Source organism: Citrobacter sp. Cpo126 (assembly GCF_030332445.1).
Lineage (GTDB): Bacteria > Pseudomonadota > Gammaproteobacteria > Enterobacterales > Enterobacteriaceae > Citrobacter > Citrobacter portucalensis.
Map to the genome: position 1 here is coordinate 1 of NZ_JAOWHT010000023.1, position 19,596 is coordinate 19,596.

The following is a 19,596-nucleotide window of genomic DNA, read 5'->3' on the forward strand; positions in this document are numbered from 1 at the left end:
CAGATCGATAACGCGCCGGAAGAAAAAGCTCGTGGTATCACCATCAACACTTCTCACGTTGAATATGACACCCCGACTCGCCACTACGCACACGTAGACTGCCCGGGCCACGCCGACTATGTTAAAAACATGATCACCGGTGCTGCGCAGATGGACGGCGCGATCCTGGTTGTTGCTGCGACTGACGGCCCGATGCCGCAGACTCGTGAGCACATCCTGCTGGGTCGTCAGGTAGGCGTTCCGTACATCATCGTGTTCCTGAACAAATGCGACATGGTTGATGACGAAGAGCTGCTGGAACTGGTAGAAATGGAAGTTCGTGAACTTCTGTCTCAGTACGATTTCCCGGGCGACGACACTCCGATCGTTCGTGGTTCTGCTCTGAAAGCGCTGGAAGGCGAAGCAGAGTGGGAAGCGAAAATCATCGAACTGGCTGGCTTCCTGGATTCTTACATCCCAGAACCAGAGCGTGCGATTGACAAGCCGTTCCTGCTGCCTATCGAAGACGTATTCTCCATCTCCGGTCGTGGTACCGTTGTTACCGGTCGTGTAGAACGCGGTATCATCAAAGTTGGTGAAGAAGTTGAAATCGTTGGTATCAAAGAGACTGCTAAGTCTACCTGTACTGGCGTTGAAATGTTCCGCAAACTGCTGGACGAAGGCCGTGCTGGTGAGAACGTTGGTGTTCTGCTGCGTGGTATCAAACGTGAAGAAATCGAACGTGGTCAGGTACTGGCTAAGCCGGGCTCTATCAAGCCGCACACCAAGTTCGAATCTGAAGTGTACATTCTGTCCAAAGACGAAGGCGGCCGTCATACTCCGTTCTTCAAAGGCTACCGTCCGCAGTTCTACTTCCGTACTACTGACGTGACTGGTACCATCGAACTGCCAGAAGGCGTAGAGATGGTAATGCCGGGCGACAACATCAAAATGGTTGTTACCCTGATCCACCCGATCGCGATGGACGACGGTCTGCGTTTCGCAATCCGTGAAGGCGGCCGTACTGTTGGTGCGGGCGTTGTTGCTAAAGTAATGAGCTAATTATTGATTAATTAGCTTTGAGCTTAAAAAGGGCGCTTCGGCGCCCTTTTTGCTACCTGCAATTTAGTCGTTGTCATATTTATTCGCATTTTTTATTCATTCTCCCGCTGCGTAAATCGCGTTGTGCTATTGTAATCATAACTATTCTCATTTACACTTTGCGCAGAAATTGAACGGGAGCGATCATGTACGTTTGTTTGTGTAATGCGATAAGTGATAAAAAAATACGTCAGGCTGTTCGCCAGTTTCATCCTCAGTCTTTTCAGCAATTACGTAAATTTATTCCTGTTGGAAATCAATGCGGTAAGTGCATTCGTGCTGCCCGCGAAGTCATGCAGGATGAATTAACGCAAATGCCAGAATTTAAAGAGATCGCCTAAGTCACACTCTTTTTTTTGACATCCCTGTAGCCCCATCTACGCTCTAAGAGTGGAAGCGGAGGGACTATAAAATGAAAGGTGATGTTAAAATCATAAATTATCTCAATAAACTATTGGGAAATGAGCTTGTCGCGATCAACCAGTATTTTCTCCATGCTCGTATGTTTAAAAACTGGGGACTGACTCGCCTCAATGATGTTGAGTACCATGAATCTATCGATGAGATGAAACACGCTGATAAATATATCGAGCGTATTTTATTCTTAGAAGGGATCCCGAACTTGCAGGATCTTGGCAAGTTGGGTATTGGCGAAGACGTTGAAGAGATGCTGCAATCCGATCTTCGACTCGAACTCGATGGTGCTAAAGACTTACGTGAAGCCATTGCCTATGCCGATAGCGTTCATGATTATGTCAGCCGGGATATGATGATTGAGATCCTGACTGAAGAAGAAGGGCATATTGACTGGCTCGAAACCGAGCTGGACCTGATTGCAAAACTTGGCTTACAAAATTATCTGCAATCGCAAATTAAAGTCAGTGACTAACCGCCCTGTATCATACTTACCAGGCCAATAACAAAACCCGCAGCCGCCAGATATGGCCCAAATGGCAGCGGGTTTTTTAGTACCTGTTTCCCGTAACGGATGCAGGAAATCCCGGTGAGGCAACATGCCATACCCGCGGCAAGTAAAACCAAAAGTGGTAATGATTCCCAGCGATGCCATGCGCCTAGCGCGGCAAGAAATTTGACATCACCAAAGCCTAACCCTTCCTGTCGACATATCAAACGATACCCCCAGTAGAACAAAGCAAATACCCCATAGCCCGCTACAGCACCCCAAAGCGCGTCGGATAACTGTGCAGGTCTGCAGCATTGATGATAAATAAGACCGCCCCACAAAAGAGGGCAGGTAAATTTGTCGGGCAGTAACCCGGTACGTAGGTCATGGACTAAGAGCAACCCTGATAGCGAAACATAAATCAACAGAAAGGGGAGGTCGATGTACATGGGCAAGCCTTATCTGGTAAAGAGTTTACCTTCAGGTAAACCCGGCGGCCCTACAAGCCCGGGATGTGGGTTATGGATGCTCTCTTCCACGGAAAACGCGTTGCACCACAGGACATACAATCAGAGTGGAAGGAGCGCCGCATTTGTGAACGAGTGATTAATTTCTACGCGGCACTTGCTTAAGACTGAGATTTACGTATAATGCGCGGGCTTGTCTAATATTGACAGCGGTTCGATATGAGCCACCGGTACTGCGAAAGCAATACCAGACAATGTTCCCAATCGGGGAACTCTGTAAGAACGGTTACACTCTCCCATCAATCGTAATGGGTTTGAGGAGTAACTATTTCGTCTATAAAATAATTGGAGCTCTGGTCTCATGCAGAACCAAAGAATCCGTATCCGTTTGAAAGCGTTTGATCATCGTCTGATCGATCAATCAACCGCGGAAATCGTCGAGACTGCCAAGCGCACTGGTGCGCAGGTTCGTGGTCCGATCCCGCTGCCGACCCGCAAAGAGCGTTTCACCGTTCTGATCTCCCCGCACGTCAACAAAGACGCGCGTGATCAGTACGAGATCCGTACTCACAAGCGTCTGGTTGACATCGTTGAGCCAACTGAAAAAACCGTTGATGCTCTGATGCGTCTGGACCTGGCTGCCGGTGTAGACGTGCAGATCAGCCTGGGTTAATCAGGTCATCGAGCGATTGAGAGGTTGATACAATGATTGGTTTAGTCGGTAAAAAAGTGGGTATGACCCGCATCTTCACTGAAGATGGCGTATCTATCCCAGTAACCGTTATCGAAGTTGAAGCAAACCGCGTTACTCAGGTTAAAGATCTGGCTAACGATGGCTATCGCGCTGTTCAGGTTACCACCGGTGCTAAAAAAGCTAACCGCGTAACTAAGCCGGAAGCTGGCCACTTTGCTAAAGCTGGCGTAGAAGCTGGCCGCGGCCTGTGGGAATTCCGTCTGGCAGATGGTGAAGAATACACCGTTGGTCAGAACATTAGCGTTGAACTGTTTGCTGACGTTAAAAAAGTTGACGTAACCGGTACCTCTAAAGGTAAAGGTTTCGCTGGTACCGTTAAGCGCTGGAACTTCCGTACCCAGGACGCTACTCACGGTAACTCCTTGTCTCACCGCGTTCCGGGTTCTATCGGTCAGAACCAGACTCCGGGCAAAGTGTTCAAAGGCAAGAAAATGGCAGGTCAGCTGGGCAACGAACGTGTAACCGTTCAGAGCCTGGACGTAGTACGTGTTGACGCTGAGCGCAACCTGCTGCTGGTTAAAGGTGGTGTTCCGGGTGCGACCGGTTGCGACCTGATCGTTAAACCAGCTGTGAAGGCGTAAGGGGATAGCAATGGAATTAGTATTGAAAGACGCGCAGAGCGCGCTGACTGTTTCCGAAACTACCTTCGGTCGTGATTTCAACGAAGCGCTGGTTCACCAGGTTGTTGTTGCTTATGCAGCTGGTGCTCGTCAGGGTACTCGTGCTCAGAAGACTCGTGCTGAAGTAACTGGTTCAGGCAAAAAGCCGTGGCGCCAGAAAGGTACCGGCCGTGCGCGTTCAGGTTCTATCAAGAGCCCGATCTGGCGTTCAGGTGGCGTGACCTTCGCTGCTCGTCCACAGGACCACAGTCAAAAAGTTAACAAAAAGATGTACCGCGGCGCGCTGAAAAGCATTCTGTCCGAACTGGTACGTCAGGATCGTCTGATCGTTGTCGAATCATTCTCTGTAGAAGCGCCTAAAACTAAGCTGCTGGCACAGAAACTGAAAGACATGGCTCTGGAAGATGTGCTGATCATCACCGGTGAGCTGGACGAAAACCTGTTCCTGGCTGCGCGCAACCTGCACAAGGTTGACGTACGCGATGCAACTGGTATCGACCCGGTTAGCCTGATCGCCTTCGACAAAGTCGTAATGACTGCTGATGCTGTTAAGCAAGTTGAGGAGATGCTGGCATGATTCGTGAAGAACGTCTGCTGAAAGTGCTGCGCGCACCGCACGTTTCTGAAAAAGCGTCTACTGCGATGGAAAAAACTAACACCATCGTTCTCAAAGTTGCTAAAGACGCGACCAAAGCAGAAATCAAAGCTGCTGTGCAGAAACTGTTTGAAGTCGAAGTCGAAGTCGTTAACACCCTGGTAGTTAAAGGGAAAGTTAAACGTCACGGACAGCGTATCGGTCGTCGTAGCGACTGGAAAAAAGCTTACGTCACCCTGAAGGAAGGCCAGAATCTGGACTTCGTCGGCGGCGCTGAGTAAGTCGGAGGAGTAATACAATGGCAGTTGTTAAATGTAAACCGACATCTCCGGGTCGTCGCCACGTTGTTAAAGTGGTCAACCCAGAGCTGCACAAGGGCAAACCTTTTGCTCCGCTGGTTGAAAAAAACAGCAAATCCGGTGGTCGTAACAACAATGGCCGCATCACCACTCGTCACATCGGTGGTGGTCACAAGCAGGCTTATCGTATTGTTGACTTCAAACGCAACAAAGACGGTATCCCGGCAGTTGTTGAACGTCTTGAGTACGATCCGAACCGCTCCGCGAACATCGCGCTGGTTCTGTACAAAGACGGTGAACGCCGTTACATCCTGGCCCCTAAAGGCCTGAAAGCTGGCGACCAGATTCAGTCTGGCGTTGATGCTGCAATCAAAGCAGGTAACACCCTGCCGATGCGCAATATCCCGGTTGGTTCTACCGTTCATAACGTAGAAATGAAACCAGGTAAAGGCGGTCAGCTGGCACGTTCCGCTGGTACTTACGTTCAGATCGTTGCTCGTGATGGTGCTTATGTCACCCTGCGTCTGCGTTCTGGTGAAATGCGTAAAGTCGAAGCAGACTGCCGTGCAACTCTGGGCGAAGTTGGCAATGCTGAGCATATGCTGCGCGTTCTGGGTAAAGCAGGTGCTGCACGCTGGCGTGGTGTTCGTCCTACCGTTCGCGGTACTGCGATGAACCCAGTCGACCACCCACATGGTGGTGGTGAAGGTCGTAACTTTGGTAAGCACCCGGTAACTCCGTGGGGCGTTCAGACCAAAGGTAAGAAGACCCGCAGCAACAAGCGTACTGATAAATTCATCGTACGTCGCCGTAGCAAATAATTTTAGAGGATAAGCCATGCCACGTTCTCTCAAGAAAGGTCCTTTTATTGACCTGCACTTGCTGAAGAAGGTAGAGAAAGCGGTGGAAAGCGGAGACAAGAAGCCCCTGCGCACTTGGTCCCGTCGTTCAACGATCTTTCCTAACATGATCGGTTTGACCATCGCTGTCCATAATGGTCGTCAGCACGTTCCGGTATTTGTTTCCGACGAAATGGTCGGTCACAAACTGGGTGAATTCGCACCGACTCGTACTTATCGCGGCCACGCTGCTGATAAAAAAGCGAAGAAGAAATAAGGTAGGAGGAAGAGATGGAAACTTTAGCTCAACATCGCCATGCTCGTTCTTCTGCTCAGAAGGTTCGCCTTGTTGCAGACCTGATTCGCGGTAAGAAAGTGTCGCAGGCTCTGGATATTCTGACCTACACCAATAAGAAAGCGGCTGTACTGGTTAAGAAAGTCCTGGAATCTGCCATTGCTAACGCTGAACACAACGATGGCGCTGACATTGACGATCTGAAAGTTACGAAAATTTTCGTAGACGAAGGCCCGAGCATGAAGCGCATTATGCCGCGTGCAAAAGGTCGTGCAGATCGCATCCTGAAGCGCACCAGCCACATTACTGTGGTTGTGTCCGATCGCTGAGACTCTGGAGACTAGCAATGGGTCAGAAAGTACATCCTAATGGTATTCGCCTGGGTATTGTAAAACCATGGAACTCAACCTGGTTTGCGAACACCAAAGAATTCGCTGACAACCTGGACAGCGATTTTAAAGTACGTCAGTACCTGACTAAGGAACTGGCTAAAGCGTCTGTATCTCGTATCGTTATCGAGCGTCCGGCTAAGAGCATCCGTGTGACCATTCACACCGCTCGCCCGGGTATCGTTATCGGTAAGAAAGGCGAAGACGTAGAAAAACTGCGCAAAGTCGTAGCGGATATTGCTGGCGTTCCTGCTCAGATCAATATCGCCGAAGTGCGTAAGCCTGAACTGGACGCAAAATTGGTTGCTGACAGCATCACTTCTCAGCTGGAACGTCGTGTTATGTTCCGTCGTGCTATGAAGCGTGCTGTACAGAACGCAATGCGTCTGGGCGCTAAAGGTATCAAAGTTGAAGTTAGCGGCCGTCTGGGCGGCGCGGAAATCGCACGTACCGAATGGTACCGCGAAGGTCGCGTACCTCTGCACACTCTGCGTGCTGACATCGACTACAACACCTCTGAAGCGCACACCACTTACGGTGTAATCGGCGTTAAAGTGTGGATCTTCAAAGGCGAGATCCTGGGTGGTATGGCTGCTGTTGAACAACCGGAAAAACCGGCTGCGCAACCTAAAAAGCAGCAGCGTAAAGGCCGTAAATAAGGAGCGTCGCTGATGTTACAACCAAAGCGTACAAAATTCCGTAAAATGCACAAAGGCCGTAACCGCGGTCTGGCTGCTGGCGCGGATGTTAGCTTCGGCAGCTTCGGTCTGAAAGCTGTTGGCCGTGGTCGTCTGACTGCCCGTCAGATCGAAGCAGCACGTCGTGCTATGACCCGTGCAGTTAAGCGTCAAGGTAAGATCTGGATCCGTGTATTCCCGGACAAACCGATCACTGAAAAGCCGCTGGCAGTGCGTATGGGTAAAGGTAAAGGTAACGTGGAGTATTGGGTTGCCTTGATTCAGCCGGGTAAAGTCCTGTATGAAATGGACGGCGTACCGGAAGAGCTGGCCCGTGAAGCATTCAAGCTGGCAGCAGCGAAACTGCCGATTAAAACCACCTTTGTAACTAAGACGGTGATGTAATGAAAGCAAAAGAGCTGCGTGAGAAGAGTGTTGAAGAGCTGAACACCGAGCTGCTGAATCTGCTGCGTGAGCAGTTCAACCTGCGTATGCAGGCTGCAAGTGGCCAGCTGCAACAGTCTCACCTGTTGAAGCAAGTGCGTCGTGACGTCGCACGCGTTAAGACTTTACTGACTGAGAAGGCGGGTGCGTAATGACCGATAAAATCCGTACTCTGCAAGGTCGCGTTGTTAGCGATAAAATGGAGAAATCCATCGTTGTTGCTATCGAACGTTTTGTGAAACACCCGATCTACGGTAAATTCATTAAGCGTACGACCAAACTGCACGTACATGACGAGAACAACGAATGCGGTACTGGTGACGTGGTTGAAATCCGCGAATGCCGTCCGCTGTCCAAGACTAAGTCCTGGACGCTGGTTCGCGTTGTAGAGAAAGCCGTTCTGTAATACAGTAGGCATTCTCAACGAATAAACGGCTCAGCGATGAGCCGTTTATTTTTTCTACCCATATCGTTGAAGCGGTGTTATAATGCCGCGCCCCCGATATGGGGCTTTTTTAACGACCTGATTTTCGGGTCTCAGTAGTAGTTGACATTAGCGGAGCACTAAAATGATCCAAGAACAGACTATGCTGAACGTCGCCGACAACTCCGGTGCACGTCGCGTAATGTGTATCAAGGTTCTGGGTGGCTCGCACCGTCGCTACGCAGGCGTCGGCGATATCATCAAGATCACCATCAAGGAAGCAATTCCGCGTGGTAAGGTCAAAAAAGGTGATGTGCTGAAGGCGGTAGTGGTGCGCACCAAGAAGGGTGTTCGTCGCCCGGACGGTTCTGTCATTCGCTTCGATGGTAATGCATGCGTTATTTTAAACAATAACAGCGAGCAACCTATCGGTACGCGTATTTTTGGGCCGGTAACTCGTGAACTTCGTAACGAGAAGTTCATGAAAATTATCTCTCTGGCACCAGAAGTACTCTAAGGAGCGAATCATGGCAGCGAAGATCCGTCGTGATGACGAAGTTATCGTGTTAACCGGTAAAGATAAAGGTAAACGCGGTAAAGTTAAGAATGTCCTGTCTTCCGGCAAGGTCATTGTTGAAGGTATCAACCTGGTTAAGAAACATCAGAAGCCGGTTCCGGCCCTGAACCAACCAGGCGGCATCGTAGAGAAAGAAGCAGCTATTCAGATCTCTAACCTTGCTATCTTCAACGCGGCAACCGGCAAGGCTGACCGTGTAGGCTTTAGATTCGAAGACGGCAAAAAAGTCCGTTTCTTCAAATCTAACAGCGAAACTATCAAGTAATTTGGAGTAGTACGATGGCGAAACTGCATGATTACTACAAAGACGAAGTAGTCGCTAAACTCATGACTGAGTTTAACTACAATTCTGTCATGCAAGTCCCTCGGGTCGAGAAGATCACCCTGAACATGGGTGTTGGTGAAGCGATCGCTGACAAGAAACTGCTGGATAACGCAGCAGCTGACCTGACAGCAATCTCCGGTCAAAAACCGCTGATCACCAAAGCACGCAAATCAGTTGCAGGCTTCAAAATCCGTCAGGGCTATCCGATCGGCTGTAAAGTAACTCTGCGTGGCGAACGCATGTGGGAGTTCTTTGAGCGCCTGATCACTATTGCTGTTCCACGTATCCGTGACTTCCGTGGCTTGTCCGCTAAGTCTTTCGACGGCCGTGGTAACTACAGCATGGGTGTCCGTGAGCAGATCATCTTCCCAGAAATCGACTACGATAAAGTCGACCGCGTGCGTGGTTTGGATATTACCATTACCACTACTGCGAAATCTGATGAAGAAGGCCGTGCTCTGCTGGCTGCCTTTGACTTCCCGTTCCGCAAGTAAGGTAGGGTTACTGAATGGCTAAGCAATCAATGAAAGCACGCGAAGTAAAGCGCGTAGCTTTAGCTGATAAGTACTTCGCAAAACGCGCTGAACTGAAAGCTATTATCTCTGATGTGAACGCGACCGACGAAGATCGTTGGAACGCAGTTCTCAAGCTGCAGTCTCTGCCGCGTGATTCCAGCCCGTCCCGTCAGCGTAACCGCTGCCGTCAAACAGGTCGTCCGCATGGCTATGTGGGCAAGTTCGGGTTGAGCCGTATCAAACTGCGTGAAGCCGCCATGCGCGGTGAAGTACCAGGCTTGAAAAAGGCTAGCTGGTAATTACCAATTGAATCACGGGAGTAAAGACAGATGAGCATGCAAGATCCGATCGCGGATATGCTGACCCGTATCCGTAACGGTCAGGCCGCGAATAAAGCTGCGGTCACCATGCCTTCCTCCAAGCTGAAAGTGGCAATTGCCAACGTGCTGAAGGAAGAAGGTTTTATTGAAGATTTTAAAGTTGAAGGCGACACCAAGCCGGAACTGGAACTTACTCTCAAGTATTTCCAGGGTAAAGCTGTTGTAGAAAGCATTCAGCGTGTCAGTCGCCCAGGTCTGCGCATTTATAAGCGTAAAGACGAGCTGCCGAAAGTTATGGCTGGCATGGGTATCGCAGTTGTTTCTACCTCTAAAGGTGTTATGACTGATCGTGCAGCGCGCCAGGCTGGTCTTGGTGGCGAAATTATCTGCTACGTAGCCTAATCGGAGGAAAAAATGTCTCGTGTTGCTAAAGCACCGGTCGTTATTCCTGCCGGCGTTGATGTAAAAATCAACGGTCAGGTTATTACGATCAAAGGTAAAAACGGCGAGCTGACTCGTACTCTCAACGATGCTGTTGCAGTAAATCATGCAGATAATGCACTGACCTTCGGTCCGCGTGATGGTTACGCTGATGGATGGGCTCAGGCTGGTACCGCGCGTGCCCTGCTGAATGCAATGGTTGTCGGTGTTACCGAAGGCTTCACTAAGAAGCTTCAGCTGGTTGGTGTAGGTTATCGTGCAGCGGTTAAAGGGAATGTAGTAAACCTGGCTTTAGGTTTCTCTCACCCAGTTGACCATCAGCTGCCTGCGGGAATCACTGCAGAATGTCCGTCTCAGACTGAAATCGTGCTGAAAGGCGCTGATAAACAGCTGATCGGTCAGGTTGCAGCAGATCTGCGCGCCTACCGTCGTCCTGAGCCTTATAAAGGCAAGGGTGTTCGTTACGCCGACGAAGTCGTGCGTACCAAAGAGGCTAAGAAGAAGTAAGGTAACACTATGGATAAGAAATCTGCTCGTATCCGTCGTGCGACCCGCGCACGCCGCAAGCTCCAGGAGCTGGGTGCAACTCGCCTGGTGGTACATCGTACCCCGCGTCATATTTACGCACAGGTAATTGCACCGAACGGTTCTGAAGTTCTGGTAGCTGCTTCTACTGTAGAAAAAGCTATCGCTGAACAATTGAAGTACACCGGTAACAAAGACGCTGCTGCAGCTGTAGGTAAAGCTGTTGCTGAACGCGCTCTGGAAAAAGGCATCAAAGATGTTTCTTTTGACCGTTCCGGGTTCCAATATCATGGTCGTGTCCAGGCACTGGCAGATGCTGCCCGTGAAGCTGGCCTTCAGTTCTAAGGTAGAGGTGTAAGATGGCTCACATCGAAAAACAAGCTGGCGAACTGCAGGAAAAGCTGATCGCGGTTAACCGCGTATCTAAAACCGTTAAAGGTGGTCGTATTTTCTCCTTCACAGCTCTGACTGTAGTTGGTGATGGTAACGGTCGCGTTGGTTTTGGTTACGGTAAAGCGCGTGAAGTTCCAGCAGCGATCCAGAAAGCGATGGAAAAAGCCCGTCGCAATATGATTAACGTCGCGCTGAACCACGGCACCCTGCAGCACCCGGTTAAGGGTACTCACACGGGTTCTCGTGTATTCATGCAGCCGGCTTCCGAAGGTACCGGTATCATCGCCGGTGGTGCAATGCGCGCCGTTCTGGAAGTCGCTGGAGTTCGTAACGTTCTGGCTAAAGCGTATGGTTCCACTAACCCGATTAACGTGGTGCGTGCAACTATCGATGGCCTGGAAAATATGAAATCTCCGGAAATGGTCGCTGCCAAGCGTGGTAAATCCGTTGAAGAAATTCTGGGGAAATAAACCATGGCAAAGACTATTAAAATTACTCAAACCCGCAGTGCAATCGGTCGTCTGCCGAAACACAAGGCAACGCTGCTTGGCCTGGGTCTGCGTCGTATTGGTCACACCGTAGAGCGCGAGGATACTCCTGCTGTTCGTGGTATGGTCAACGCGGTTTCCTTCATGGTTAAAGTTGAGGAGTAAGAGATGCGTTTAAATACTCTGTCTCCGGCCGAAGGCTCTAAAAAAGCGGCTCGCCGCCTGGGTCGTGGTATCGGTTCTGGCCTCGGTAAAACCGGTGGTCGTGGTCACAAAGGTCAGAAGTCTCGTTCTGGCGGTGGCGTACGTCGCGGTTTCGAGGGTGGTCAGATGCCTCTGTACCGTCGTCTGCCGAAATTCGGCTTCACTTCACGTAAAGCAGCGATTACAGCCGAAGTTCGTCTGTCTGACCTGGCTAAAGTTGAAGGCGGTGTTGTAGACCTGAACACGCTGAAAGCAGCTAACATTATCGGTATCCAGATCGAGTTCGCGAAAGTGATCCTGGCTGGTGAAGTCACTACTCCGGTAACTGTTCGTGGCCTGCGTGTTACTAAAGGCGCTCGTGCTGCTATCGAAGCTGCTGGCGGTAAAATCGAGGAATAAGTAGCAGATGGCTAAACAACCGGGATTAGATTTTCAAAGTGCCAAAGGTGGCTTAGGCGAGCTGAAACGCAGACTGCTGTTTGTAATCGGCGCGTTGATTGTGTTCCGTATTGGCTCTTTCATTCCGATCCCTGGTATTGATGCCGCTGTACTTGCCAAACTGCTTGAGCAACAGCGAGGCACCATCATTGAAATGTTTAACATGTTCTCTGGTGGTGCTCTCAGCCGTGCTTCTATCTTTGCTCTGGGGATCATGCCGTATATTTCGGCGTCGATCATTATCCAGCTGCTGACGGTGGTTCATCCAACGCTGGCAGAAATTAAGAAAGAAGGGGAGTCTGGTCGTCGTAAGATCAGCCAGTACACCCGCTACGGTACTCTGGTGCTGGCAATATTCCAGTCGATCGGTATTGCTACCGGTCTGCCGAATATGCCTGGTATGCAGGGCCTGGTGATGAACCCAGGCTTTGCATTCTATTTCACCGCTGTTGTAAGTCTGGTTACAGGGACGATGTTCCTGATGTGGTTGGGCGAACAGATTACTGAACGTGGTATCGGCAACGGTATCTCAATCATTATCTTCGCCGGTATTGTCGCGGGACTCCCGCCAGCCATTGCCCATACTATCGAGCAAGCGCGTCAAGGCGACCTGCACTTCCTCGTGTTGCTGTTGGTTGCAGTATTAGTATTCGCAGTGACGTTCTTTGTTGTATTTGTTGAGCGTGGTCAACGCCGTATTGTGGTAAACTACGCGAAACGTCAGCAAGGTCGTCGTGTCTATGCTGCACAGAGCACACATTTACCGCTGAAAGTGAATATGGCGGGGGTAATCCCGGCAATCTTCGCTTCCAGTATTATTCTGTTCCCGGCGACCATCGCGTCATGGTTCGGGGGCGGGACTGGTTGGAACTGGCTGACAACAATTTCGCTGTATTTGCAGCCTGGGCAACCGCTTTATGTGTTACTCTATGCGTCTGCAATCATATTCTTCTGTTTCTTCTACACGGCGTTGGTTTTCAACCCGCGTGAAACAGCAGATAACCTGAAGAAGTCCGGTGCATTTGTACCAGGAATTCGTCCGGGAGAGCAAACGGCGAAGTATATCGATAAAGTAATGACCCGCCTGACTTTGGTTGGTGCGCTCTACATTACCTTTATCTGCCTGATCCCGGAGTTCATGCGTGATGCAATGAAAGTACCGTTCTACTTCGGTGGGACCTCACTGCTTATCGTTGTTGTCGTGATTATGGACTTTATGGCTCAAGTGCAAACTCTGATGATGTCAAGTCAGTACGAGTCTGCATTGAAGAAGGCGAATCTGAAAGGCTACGGCCGTTAACAGTCGCCCGAGAAGTTACGGAGAGTAAAAATGAAAGTTCGTGCTTCCGTCAAGAAATTATGCCGTAACTGCAAAATCGTTAAGCGTGATGGTGTCATCCGTGTGATTTGCAGTGCCGAGCCGAAGCATAAACAGCGCCAAGGCTGATTTATTCGCATATTTTTCTTGCAAAGTTGGGTTGAGCTGGCTAGATTAGCCAGCCAATCTTTTGTATGTCTGTGCGTTTCCATTTGAGTATCCTGAAAACGGGCTTTTCAGCATGGTGCGTACATATTAAATAGTAGGAGTGCATAGTGGCCCGTATAGCAGGCATTAACATTCCTGATCAGAAACATGCTGTGATCGCATTAACTTCGATCTACGGCGTCGGCAAGACCCGTTCTAAAGCCATTCTGGCTGCAGCGGGTATCGCTGAAGATGTTAAGATCAGTGAGCTGTCTGAAGAACAAATCGACACGCTGCGTGACGAAGTTGCCAAATTTGTCGTTGAAGGTGATCTGCGCCGTGAAGTTAGCATGAGCATCAAGCGCCTTATGGACCTTGGTTGCTATCGCGGTTTGCGTCATCGTCGTGGTCTCCCGGTTCGCGGTCAGCGTACCAAGACCAACGCACGTACCCGTAAGGGTCCGCGCAAACCGATCAAGAAATAATCGGGGTGATTGAATAATGGCAAAGGCACCAATTCGTGCACGTAAACGTGTAAGAAAACAAGTCTCTGACGGCGTGGCTCATATCCATGCTTCTTTTAACAACACCATCGTTACCATTACTGATCGTCAGGGTAACGCACTGGGTTGGGCAACAGCCGGTGGTTCCGGTTTCCGTGGTTCTCGCAAATCCACTCCGTTTGCAGCTCAGGTTGCAGCAGAGCGTTGCGCTGAAGCCGTAAAAGAATACGGTATCAAGAATCTGGAAGTTATGGTCAAAGGACCGGGTCCAGGTCGCGAATCTACTGTTCGTGCTCTGAACGCCGCTGGTTTCCGCATCACTAATATTACTGATGTGACTCCGATCCCTCATAACGGTTGTCGTCCGCCGAAAAAACGTCGCGTATAACGCTGTCGTTTCTAGGATTGTTGGAGAAAGAAAATGGCAAGATATTTGGGTCCTAAGCTCAAGCTGAGCCGTCGTGAGGGCACTGACTTATTCCTTAAGTCTGGCGTTCGCGCGATCGATACCAAGTGTAAAATTGAACAAGCTCCTGGCCAGCACGGTGCGCGTAAACCGCGTCTGTCTGACTATGGTGTGCAGTTGCGTGAAAAGCAAAAAGTTCGCCGTATCTACGGTGTGCTGGAGCGTCAGTTCCGTAACTACTACAAAGAAGCAGCGCGTCTGAAAGGCAACACCGGTGAAAACCTGTTGGGTCTGCTGGAAGGTCGTCTGGACAACGTTGTATACCGTATGGGCTTCGGTGCCACTCGTGCAGAAGCACGTCAGCTGGTCAGCCATAAAGCAATTATGGTAAACGGTCGTGTTGTTAACATCGCTTCTTATCAGGTTAGTCCGAATGACGTTGTTAGCATTCGTGAGAAAGCGAAGAAGCAGTCTCGCGTGAAAGCCGCTCTGGAGCTGGCTGAGCAGCGTGAAAAGCCAACCTGGCTGGAAGTTGATGCTGGCAAGATGGAAGGTACGTTCAAGCGTAAGCCGGAGCGTTCTGATCTGTCTGCGGACATTAACGAACACCTGATCGTCGAGCTTTACTCCAAGTAAAGCTTAGTACCAAAGAGAGGACACAATGCAGGGTTCTGTGACAGAGTTTCTAAAACCGCGCCTGGTAGATATCGAGCAAGTGAGTTCGACGCACGCCAAGGTGACCCTTGAGCCTTTAGAGCGTGGCTTTGGCCATACTTTGGGTAACGCACTGCGCCGTATTCTGCTCTCATCGATGCCGGGTTGCGCGGTGACCGAGGTTGAGATTGATGGTGTACTACATGAGTACAGCACCAAAGAAGGCGTTCAGGAAGATATCCTGGAAATCCTGCTCAACCTGAAAGGGCTGGCGGTGAGAGTTCAGGGTAAAGATGACGTTATTCTTACCTTGAATAAATCTGGCATTGGCCCTGTGACTGCAGCCGACATTACCCATGATGGTGATGTCGAAATCGTCAAGCCACAGCACGTGATCTGCCACCTGACCGATGAGAATGCATCTATTAGCATGCGTATCAAAGTTCAGCGCGGTCGTGGTTATGTGCCGGCTTCTACCCGAATTCATTCGGAAGAAGATGAGCGCCCAATCGGCCGTCTGCTGGTCGACGCATGCTACAGCCCTGTAGAGCGTATTGCCTACAATGTTGAAGCAGCGCGTGTAGAACAGCGTACCGACCTGGACAAGCTGGTCATCGAAATGGAAACCAACGGCACAATCGATCCTGAAGAGGCGATTCGTCGTGCGGCAACCATTCTGGCTGAACAACTGGAAGCTTTCGTTGATTTACGTGATGTACGTCAGCCGGAAGTTAAAGAAGAGAAACCAGAATTCGATCCGATCCTGCTGCGCCCTGTTGACGATCTGGAATTGACTGTCCGCTCTGCTAACTGCCTCAAAGCAGAAGCTATCCACTATATCGGTGATCTGGTACAGCGTACTGAGGTTGAGCTTCTTAAGACGCCTAACCTTGGTAAAAAATCTCTTACCGAGATTAAAGACGTGCTGGCTTCCCGTGGACTGTCTCTGGGCATGCGCCTGGAAAACTGGCCACCGGCAAGCATCGCTGACGAGTAACCGGATCACAGGTTAAGGTTTTACTGAGAAGGATAAGGTCATGCGCCATCGTAAGAGTGGTCGTCAACTGAACCGCAACAGCAGCCATCGCCAGGCTATGTTCCGCAATATGGCAGGTTCACTGGTTCGTCATGAAATCATCAAGACGACTCTGCCGAAAGCGAAAGAGCTGCGTCGCGTAGTTGAGCCGCTGATTACTCTTGCCAAGACTGATAGCGTAGCTAATCGTCGTCTGGCATTCGCCCGTACTCGTGATAACGAGATCGTGGCAAAACTGTTTAACGAACTGGGCCCGCGTTTTGCGAGCCGCGCCGGTGGTTACACTCGCATTCTGAAGTGTGGTTTCCGTGCAGGCGACAACGCGCCGATGGCATACATCGAGCTGGTTGATCGTTCAGAGAAAACAGAAGCTGCTGCAGAGTAATCTGTAGTAACGTAAAAAAACCCGCCTCGGCGGGTTTTTTTATATCCGTCATATCCCCACTTATCTACAATATCTGTACTCTTTTTGTTCATCCCCTGGAGTGTTGTATGTGGTTACTGGACCAGTGGGCAGAGCGCCATATTATTGATGCACAGTCTAAAGGCGAGTTTGATGATTTACCGGGAACGGGCGAACCGCTGACTCTTGACGATGACTCCCATGTTCCGCCTGAACTCCGAGCCGGATACCGTTTATTAAAAAATGCAGGTTGCCTTCCTCCTGAGCTCGAGCAACGCAGAGAGGCAATACAGCTGCTTGAAATACTCGCGGGGATCCGCAAAGATGATCCCAGTTATCCTGAGGTGAGCCGAAGACTGTCGCTACTGGAACTTAAACTTCGGCAGGCTGGACTCAGCACCGAGTTTTTGCGCGGTGACTACGCAGATAAGCTGCTAAAAAAGATCAACGATGAATAGCGGAGAGAGCATGTACCGAATTGGTGAAATAGCGAAACTGGCTGACGTGACGCCGGATACTATCCGCTACTATGAAAAGCAGCAGATGATGGAGCATGAAGTGCGTACTGAAGGTGGATTTCGCCTCTATACAGAAAGCGATCTTCAGCGCTTGAAGTTTATTCGTTATGCCCGGCAGCTTGGTTTCACTCTGGAGTCGATCCGTGAATTGCTTTCGATCCGGGTTGATCCCGAACACCATACCTGTCAGGAATCAAAAGGGATCGTCCAGGAAAGACTGCAAGAAGTCGAAGCCCGCATTGCTGAACTTCAGACGATGCAGCGGTCACTGCAGCGATTGAATGATGCATGCTGCGGCAAGGCACACAGCAGCGTGTACTGCTCTATTCTTGAAGCTCTTGAGCAAGGCGCCAGCGGAACAACATCAGGCTGTTGATTTCTTGAACTGCCAGGTCTACACTCGCGGCGTAAATTACTACAAACTGGAGATAGTATGAGTCGTTATCAGCACACCAAAGGGCAGATAAAGGACAACGCCATTGAGGCGCTTCTGCATGACCCACTGTTCAGACAGCGCGTTGAGAAAAATAAGAAAGGGAAAGGAAGTTATCTGCGAAAAGGCAAACATGGCAATCGGGGTAACTGGGAGGCCAGTGGCAAGAAAGTAATTAACTTTTTTACCACTGGCCTTCTTGTTTCAGTGAGTGCTTAAGAGCGGTTATTCTGTTCTTTCAGCAGGTCACGAATTTCACTTAGCAATACTTCTTCTTTCGATGGAGCTGGCGGTGCTGCCGGCTCTTCCGCTTTTTTACGGTTCAGTTTGTTGATCAGTTTGATTGCCATAAAGATAGCAAACGCAACAATAATGAAATCGAATACATTCTGAATAAATACACCGTAATGCATGACCACGGCAGGGATGTCTCCCTGTGCATCACGTAGCGTTAAAGCAAACTGTTTAAAATCAATTCCACCAATTAACAGCCCCAGCGGCGGCATAATGATATCGGCAACCAGTGATGAAACAATCTTACCGAATGCCGCACCAATAATGACACCCACTGCCAAATCGACAACATTCCCGCGCATCGCGAATTCGCGAAACTCTTTAATAATGCTCATTTTATTCTCCCTATGCAGCTGACGTTTATAAGTTTAACAAATGTTTAGGCAATTTCCATTTATGTATTGCCGAAAGGAAAATTTATTAGACCATGAAAAATAAAGGGAAATAAAAAGGGCGCTGTATTAGCGCCCAAATTATTACAGGAAGAAAGGACTTGGCTGGAATAGTCGCTCGACGTCGGTAATAAACTTTTTATCTGTCAGGAACATAATTACGTGATCGCCCTGCTCAATGCGCAGGTTATCGTTGGCAATCATGACATCGTTACCACGTACAACGGCGCCAATAATGGTTCCGGGCGGAAGTTTAATTTCATCAATTGAACGCCCTACAACTCTCGACGTCGTTTCATCCCCGTGTGCGACGGCTTCAATGGCTTCTGCGACGCCACGGCGAAGTGAAGAAACGCCAACAATATCAGCTTTACGCACGTGGCTCAGCAGCGCGGAGATGGTCGCCTGCTGCGGTGAAATCGCAATATCGATCACGCTGCCTTGCACCAGATCGACGTATGCTCTGCGCTGGATCAACACCATTACTTTCTTGGCACCCATCCGTTTGGCAAGCATCGCCGACATGATATTTGCTTCATCATCGTTGGTCACTGCGATGAACAGATCGACCTGATCGATATGTTCTTCGGCCAGTAACTCTTGATCCGAAGCATCACCAAAAAAGACGATCGTATTTTGTAGTTTCTCTGCAAGTTCGGATGCGCGTTGTTGATTACGTTCGATCAGTTTGACGCTGTAATCTTTTTCCAGACGACGTGCCAGACCCGCACCGATATTACCACCACCCACTAACATAATGCGTTTGTACGGCTTTTCCAGACGCTGCAGTTCACTCATTACGGCGCGTATATGCTGTGATGCCGCAATAAAGAAGACTTCATCACCCGCTTCAACGATCGTAGAACCTTGCGGACGGATCGGTCGGTCATGGCGGAAAATCGCCGCAACGCGGGTATCGATGTGCGGCATATGCTCACGCATTGTTGACAGCGCATTACCGATAAGCGGCCCGCCGTAATAGGCTTTTACTACTGCCAGACTGACTTTACCTTCGGCAAAATTCACCACCTGCAATGCGCCCGGATATTCAATCAGGCGATAAATGCTATCGATAACCAGTTGCTCAGGTGCAATCAGATGATCGATTGGCACCGCATCGGATTGGAACAGCTTGTCGGCATCGCGAACGTAATCTGGTGAACGAATACGGGCGATGCGATTAGGCGTATTAAACAGTGAATAAGCTACCTGGCAGGCAACCATATTTGTTTCATCTGAGCTGGTTACGGCAACCAGCATATCGGCATCGTCGGCACCGGCTTCACGCAATACGCGGGGATGCGAACCATGCCCTTGCACGACACGGAGATCAAACTTGTCCTGCAGGCTGCGCAGGCGTTCGCCATTGGTATCGACTACCGTGATATCGTTGTTCTCTCCGACCAGGTTTTCAGCCAGCGTACCGCCAACTTGCCCTGCGCCCAGAATGATAATTTTCATCAGTCGCGACCCGTTATC

The 19,596-nt window shown here is 49.9% G+C and carries 37 protein-coding genes; 34 read left to right on the plus strand and 3 right to left on the minus strand.

The genetic code is table 11. The features are described from left to right. From tuf to bfr, 3 genes are all read left to right on the plus strand, one after another. The coding region (gene tuf / locus OGY17_RS02985; protein ID WP_058842576.1) for an elongation factor Tu at positions 1-1,041 on the plus strand (1,041 nt) is incomplete at its 5' end. 185 nt (positions 1,042-1,226) lie between these two features. Beyond that, positions 1,227-1,421 carry a bacterioferritin-associated ferredoxin gene (gene bfd, locus OGY17_RS02990; RefSeq protein ID WP_003031111.1) on the plus strand — a complete coding sequence of 65 codons (195 nt, stop codon included), beginning with the start codon at positions 1,227-1,229 and terminating at the stop codon, positions 1,419-1,421. 71 nt (positions 1,422-1,492) lie between these two features. Continuing rightward, positions 1,493-1,969, plus strand: coding sequence for a bacterioferritin (bfr, locus tag OGY17_RS02995; protein ID WP_003827773.1), 477 nt, complete (start codon positions 1,493-1,495; stop codon positions 1,967-1,969). Here the strand turns inward: bfr and OGY17_RS03000 are convergent. Further along, a complete protein-coding gene (locus OGY17_RS03000; protein ID WP_125363751.1) occupies positions 1,966-2,433 on the minus strand; it encodes a prepilin peptidase in 468 nt (155 codons plus the stop codon). The genes bfr and OGY17_RS03000 overlap by 4 nt on opposite strands. A 379-nt stretch (positions 2,434-2,812) precedes the next feature. On the opposite strand from OGY17_RS03000, the gene rpsJ reads away from it, so the two are divergent. From rpsJ to arfA, 31 genes are all read left to right on the plus strand, one after another. After that, positions 2,813-3,124 (plus strand): 30S ribosomal protein S10, encoded by a 312-nt coding sequence (gene rpsJ / locus OGY17_RS03005; protein ID WP_001181005.1) that lies wholly within the window; start codon positions 2,813-2,815, stop codon positions 3,122-3,124. A 32-nt stretch (positions 3,125-3,156) separates the two neighbouring features. Then, on the plus strand, positions 3,157-3,786 hold the full coding sequence (gene rplC / locus OGY17_RS03010; protein ID WP_003031117.1) for a 50S ribosomal protein L3: 630 nt from the start codon (positions 3,157-3,159) through the stop codon (positions 3,784-3,786). Between the two features lie 10 nt (positions 3,787-3,796). Then, a complete protein-coding gene (rplD, locus tag OGY17_RS03015) occupies positions 3,797-4,402 on the plus strand; it encodes a 50S ribosomal protein L4 (protein WP_003031119.1) in 606 nt (201 codons plus the stop codon). Then, the gene (gene rplW, locus OGY17_RS03020) at positions 4,399-4,701 is read left to right on the plus strand and encodes a 50S ribosomal protein L23 (RefSeq protein ID WP_000617546.1); all 303 of its coding nucleotides are present in this window, start codon (positions 4,399-4,401) and stop codon (positions 4,699-4,701) included. The genes rplD and rplW overlap by 4 nt, the downstream gene beginning before the upstream one ends. Before the next feature lie 17 nt (positions 4,702-4,718). Beyond that, positions 4,719-5,540, plus strand: a complete 822-nt coding sequence (gene rplB, locus OGY17_RS03025) for a 50S ribosomal protein L2 (RefSeq protein WP_000301869.1) — start codon at positions 4,719-4,721, stop codon at positions 5,538-5,540. Between the two features lie 16 nt (positions 5,541-5,556). Further along, entirely contained in the window at positions 5,557-5,835 is a 279-nt protein-coding gene (gene rpsS / locus OGY17_RS03030) for a 30S ribosomal protein S19 (protein ID WP_001138115.1), read from the plus strand. A 14-nt stretch (positions 5,836-5,849) separates the two neighbouring features. Continuing rightward, complete coding sequence (gene rplV, locus OGY17_RS03035; RefSeq protein WP_000448832.1) at positions 5,850-6,182, plus strand: 50S ribosomal protein L22; 333 nt, start codon at positions 5,850-5,852, stop codon at positions 6,180-6,182. 17 nt (positions 6,183-6,199) lie between these two features. Continuing rightward, positions 6,200-6,901 (plus strand): 30S ribosomal protein S3, encoded by a 702-nt coding sequence (rpsC, locus tag OGY17_RS03040; RefSeq protein WP_000529945.1) that lies wholly within the window; start codon positions 6,200-6,202, stop codon positions 6,899-6,901. Positions 6,902-6,913: 12 nt separating this feature from the next. Then, complete coding sequence (gene rplP, locus OGY17_RS03045) at positions 6,914-7,324, plus strand: 50S ribosomal protein L16 (protein ID WP_000941208.1); 411 nt, start codon at positions 6,914-6,916, stop codon at positions 7,322-7,324. Next, positions 7,324-7,515, plus strand: a complete 192-nt coding sequence (gene rpmC / locus OGY17_RS03050) for a 50S ribosomal protein L29 (RefSeq protein ID WP_000644742.1) — start codon at positions 7,324-7,326, stop codon at positions 7,513-7,515. The genes rplP and rpmC overlap by 1 nt, the downstream gene beginning before the upstream one ends. Continuing rightward, positions 7,515-7,769 (plus strand): 30S ribosomal protein S17, encoded by a 255-nt coding sequence (gene rpsQ / locus OGY17_RS03055; protein ID WP_003031120.1) that lies wholly within the window; start codon positions 7,515-7,517, stop codon positions 7,767-7,769. The genes rpmC and rpsQ overlap by 1 nt, the downstream gene beginning before the upstream one ends. A 163-nt stretch (positions 7,770-7,932) precedes the next feature. After that, entirely contained in the window at positions 7,933-8,304 is a 372-nt protein-coding gene (gene rplN, locus OGY17_RS03060) for a 50S ribosomal protein L14 (RefSeq protein WP_000613954.1), read from the plus strand. A gap of 10 nt (positions 8,305-8,314) precedes the next feature. After that, positions 8,315-8,629, plus strand: a complete 315-nt coding sequence (rplX, locus tag OGY17_RS03065; RefSeq protein ID WP_003031122.1) for a 50S ribosomal protein L24 — start codon at positions 8,315-8,317, stop codon at positions 8,627-8,629. Positions 8,630-8,643: 14 nt separating this feature from the next. Next, positions 8,644-9,183 carry a 50S ribosomal protein L5 gene (rplE, locus tag OGY17_RS03070; protein WP_003031123.1) on the plus strand — a complete coding sequence of 180 codons (540 nt, stop codon included), beginning with the start codon at positions 8,644-8,646 and terminating at the stop codon, positions 9,181-9,183. A 14-nt stretch (positions 9,184-9,197) separates the two neighbouring features. Next, positions 9,198-9,503 (plus strand): 30S ribosomal protein S14, encoded by a 306-nt coding sequence (gene rpsN, locus OGY17_RS03075; RefSeq protein ID WP_003031125.1) that lies wholly within the window; start codon positions 9,198-9,200, stop codon positions 9,501-9,503. A gap of 30 nt (positions 9,504-9,533) precedes the next feature. Continuing rightward, on the plus strand, positions 9,534-9,926 hold the full coding sequence (gene rpsH, locus OGY17_RS03080) for a 30S ribosomal protein S8 (protein ID WP_003031127.1): 393 nt from the start codon (positions 9,534-9,536) through the stop codon (positions 9,924-9,926). A gap of 12 nt (positions 9,927-9,938) precedes the next feature. Beyond that, positions 9,939-10,472 carry a 50S ribosomal protein L6 gene (rplF, locus tag OGY17_RS03085; RefSeq protein ID WP_003031129.1) on the plus strand — a complete coding sequence of 178 codons (534 nt, stop codon included), beginning with the start codon at positions 9,939-9,941 and terminating at the stop codon, positions 10,470-10,472. Positions 10,473-10,481: 9 nt separating this feature from the next. After that, a complete protein-coding gene (gene rplR, locus OGY17_RS03090; protein WP_000358960.1) occupies positions 10,482-10,835 on the plus strand; it encodes a 50S ribosomal protein L18 in 354 nt (117 codons plus the stop codon). Positions 10,836-10,849: 14 nt separating this feature from the next. Next, complete coding sequence (gene rpsE, locus OGY17_RS03095) at positions 10,850-11,353, plus strand: 30S ribosomal protein S5 (RefSeq protein WP_003031131.1); 504 nt, start codon at positions 10,850-10,852, stop codon at positions 11,351-11,353. Between the two features lie 3 nt (positions 11,354-11,356). After that, complete coding sequence (rpmD, locus tag OGY17_RS03100; protein WP_001140434.1) at positions 11,357-11,536, plus strand: 50S ribosomal protein L30; 180 nt, start codon at positions 11,357-11,359, stop codon at positions 11,534-11,536. A gap of 3 nt (positions 11,537-11,539) precedes the next feature. Then, entirely contained in the window at positions 11,540-11,974 is a 435-nt protein-coding gene (rplO, locus tag OGY17_RS03105; protein WP_003031132.1) for a 50S ribosomal protein L15, read from the plus strand. Between the two features lie 7 nt (positions 11,975-11,981). Beyond that, complete coding sequence (secY, locus tag OGY17_RS03110; protein WP_001118864.1) at positions 11,982-13,313, plus strand: preprotein translocase subunit SecY; 1,332 nt, start codon at positions 11,982-11,984, stop codon at positions 13,311-13,313. A 30-nt stretch (positions 13,314-13,343) separates the two neighbouring features. After that, positions 13,344-13,460: a 50S ribosomal protein L36 gene (rpmJ, locus tag OGY17_RS03115; protein ID WP_000868187.1), complete on the plus strand. Its 117-nt coding sequence runs from the start codon at positions 13,344-13,346 to the stop codon at positions 13,458-13,460. Positions 13,461-13,606: 146 nt separating this feature from the next. Beyond that, on the plus strand, positions 13,607-13,963 hold the full coding sequence (gene rpsM, locus OGY17_RS03120; protein ID WP_003031135.1) for a 30S ribosomal protein S13: 357 nt from the start codon (positions 13,607-13,609) through the stop codon (positions 13,961-13,963). A 16-nt stretch (positions 13,964-13,979) separates the two neighbouring features. Continuing rightward, positions 13,980-14,369: a 30S ribosomal protein S11 gene (gene rpsK, locus OGY17_RS03125; RefSeq protein ID WP_003031137.1), complete on the plus strand. Its 390-nt coding sequence runs from the start codon at positions 13,980-13,982 to the stop codon at positions 14,367-14,369. A 33-nt stretch (positions 14,370-14,402) separates the two neighbouring features. Continuing rightward, positions 14,403-15,023: a 30S ribosomal protein S4 gene (gene rpsD, locus OGY17_RS03130; RefSeq protein WP_003031138.1), complete on the plus strand. Its 621-nt coding sequence runs from the start codon at positions 14,403-14,405 to the stop codon at positions 15,021-15,023. Positions 15,024-15,048: 25 nt separating this feature from the next. Next, positions 15,049-16,038, plus strand: coding sequence for a DNA-directed RNA polymerase subunit alpha (locus OGY17_RS03135; RefSeq protein WP_003031139.1), 990 nt, complete (start codon positions 15,049-15,051; stop codon positions 16,036-16,038). A gap of 40 nt (positions 16,039-16,078) precedes the next feature. Beyond that, positions 16,079-16,462, plus strand: a complete 384-nt coding sequence (rplQ, locus tag OGY17_RS03140) for a 50S ribosomal protein L17 (protein ID WP_001216370.1) — start codon at positions 16,079-16,081, stop codon at positions 16,460-16,462. Between the two features lie 107 nt (positions 16,463-16,569). Continuing rightward, positions 16,570-16,938, plus strand: a complete 369-nt coding sequence (locus tag OGY17_RS03145; RefSeq protein ID WP_003845236.1) for a DnaJ family domain-containing protein — start codon at positions 16,570-16,572, stop codon at positions 16,936-16,938. Between the two features lie 10 nt (positions 16,939-16,948). Then, positions 16,949-17,374, plus strand: coding sequence for a Zn(2+)-responsive transcriptional regulator (gene zntR, locus OGY17_RS03150; RefSeq protein WP_003031145.1), 426 nt, complete (start codon positions 16,949-16,951; stop codon positions 17,372-17,374). Positions 17,375-17,431: 57 nt separating this feature from the next. Further along, positions 17,432-17,650: an alternative ribosome-rescue factor ArfA gene (gene arfA, locus OGY17_RS03155; protein ID WP_003828276.1), complete on the plus strand. Its 219-nt coding sequence runs from the start codon at positions 17,432-17,434 to the stop codon at positions 17,648-17,650. Here the strand turns inward: arfA and mscL are convergent. Beyond that, a complete protein-coding gene (mscL, locus tag OGY17_RS03160; RefSeq protein ID WP_003031152.1) occupies positions 17,647-18,060 on the minus strand; it encodes a large-conductance mechanosensitive channel protein MscL in 414 nt (137 codons plus the stop codon). The genes arfA and mscL overlap by 4 nt on opposite strands. 141 nt (positions 18,061-18,201) lie before the next feature. Continuing rightward, entirely contained in the window at positions 18,202-19,578 is a 1,377-nt protein-coding gene (gene trkA, locus OGY17_RS03165; RefSeq protein WP_003031153.1) for a Trk system potassium transporter TrkA, read from the minus strand. Positions 19,579-19,596: the final 18 nt, after the last annotated feature.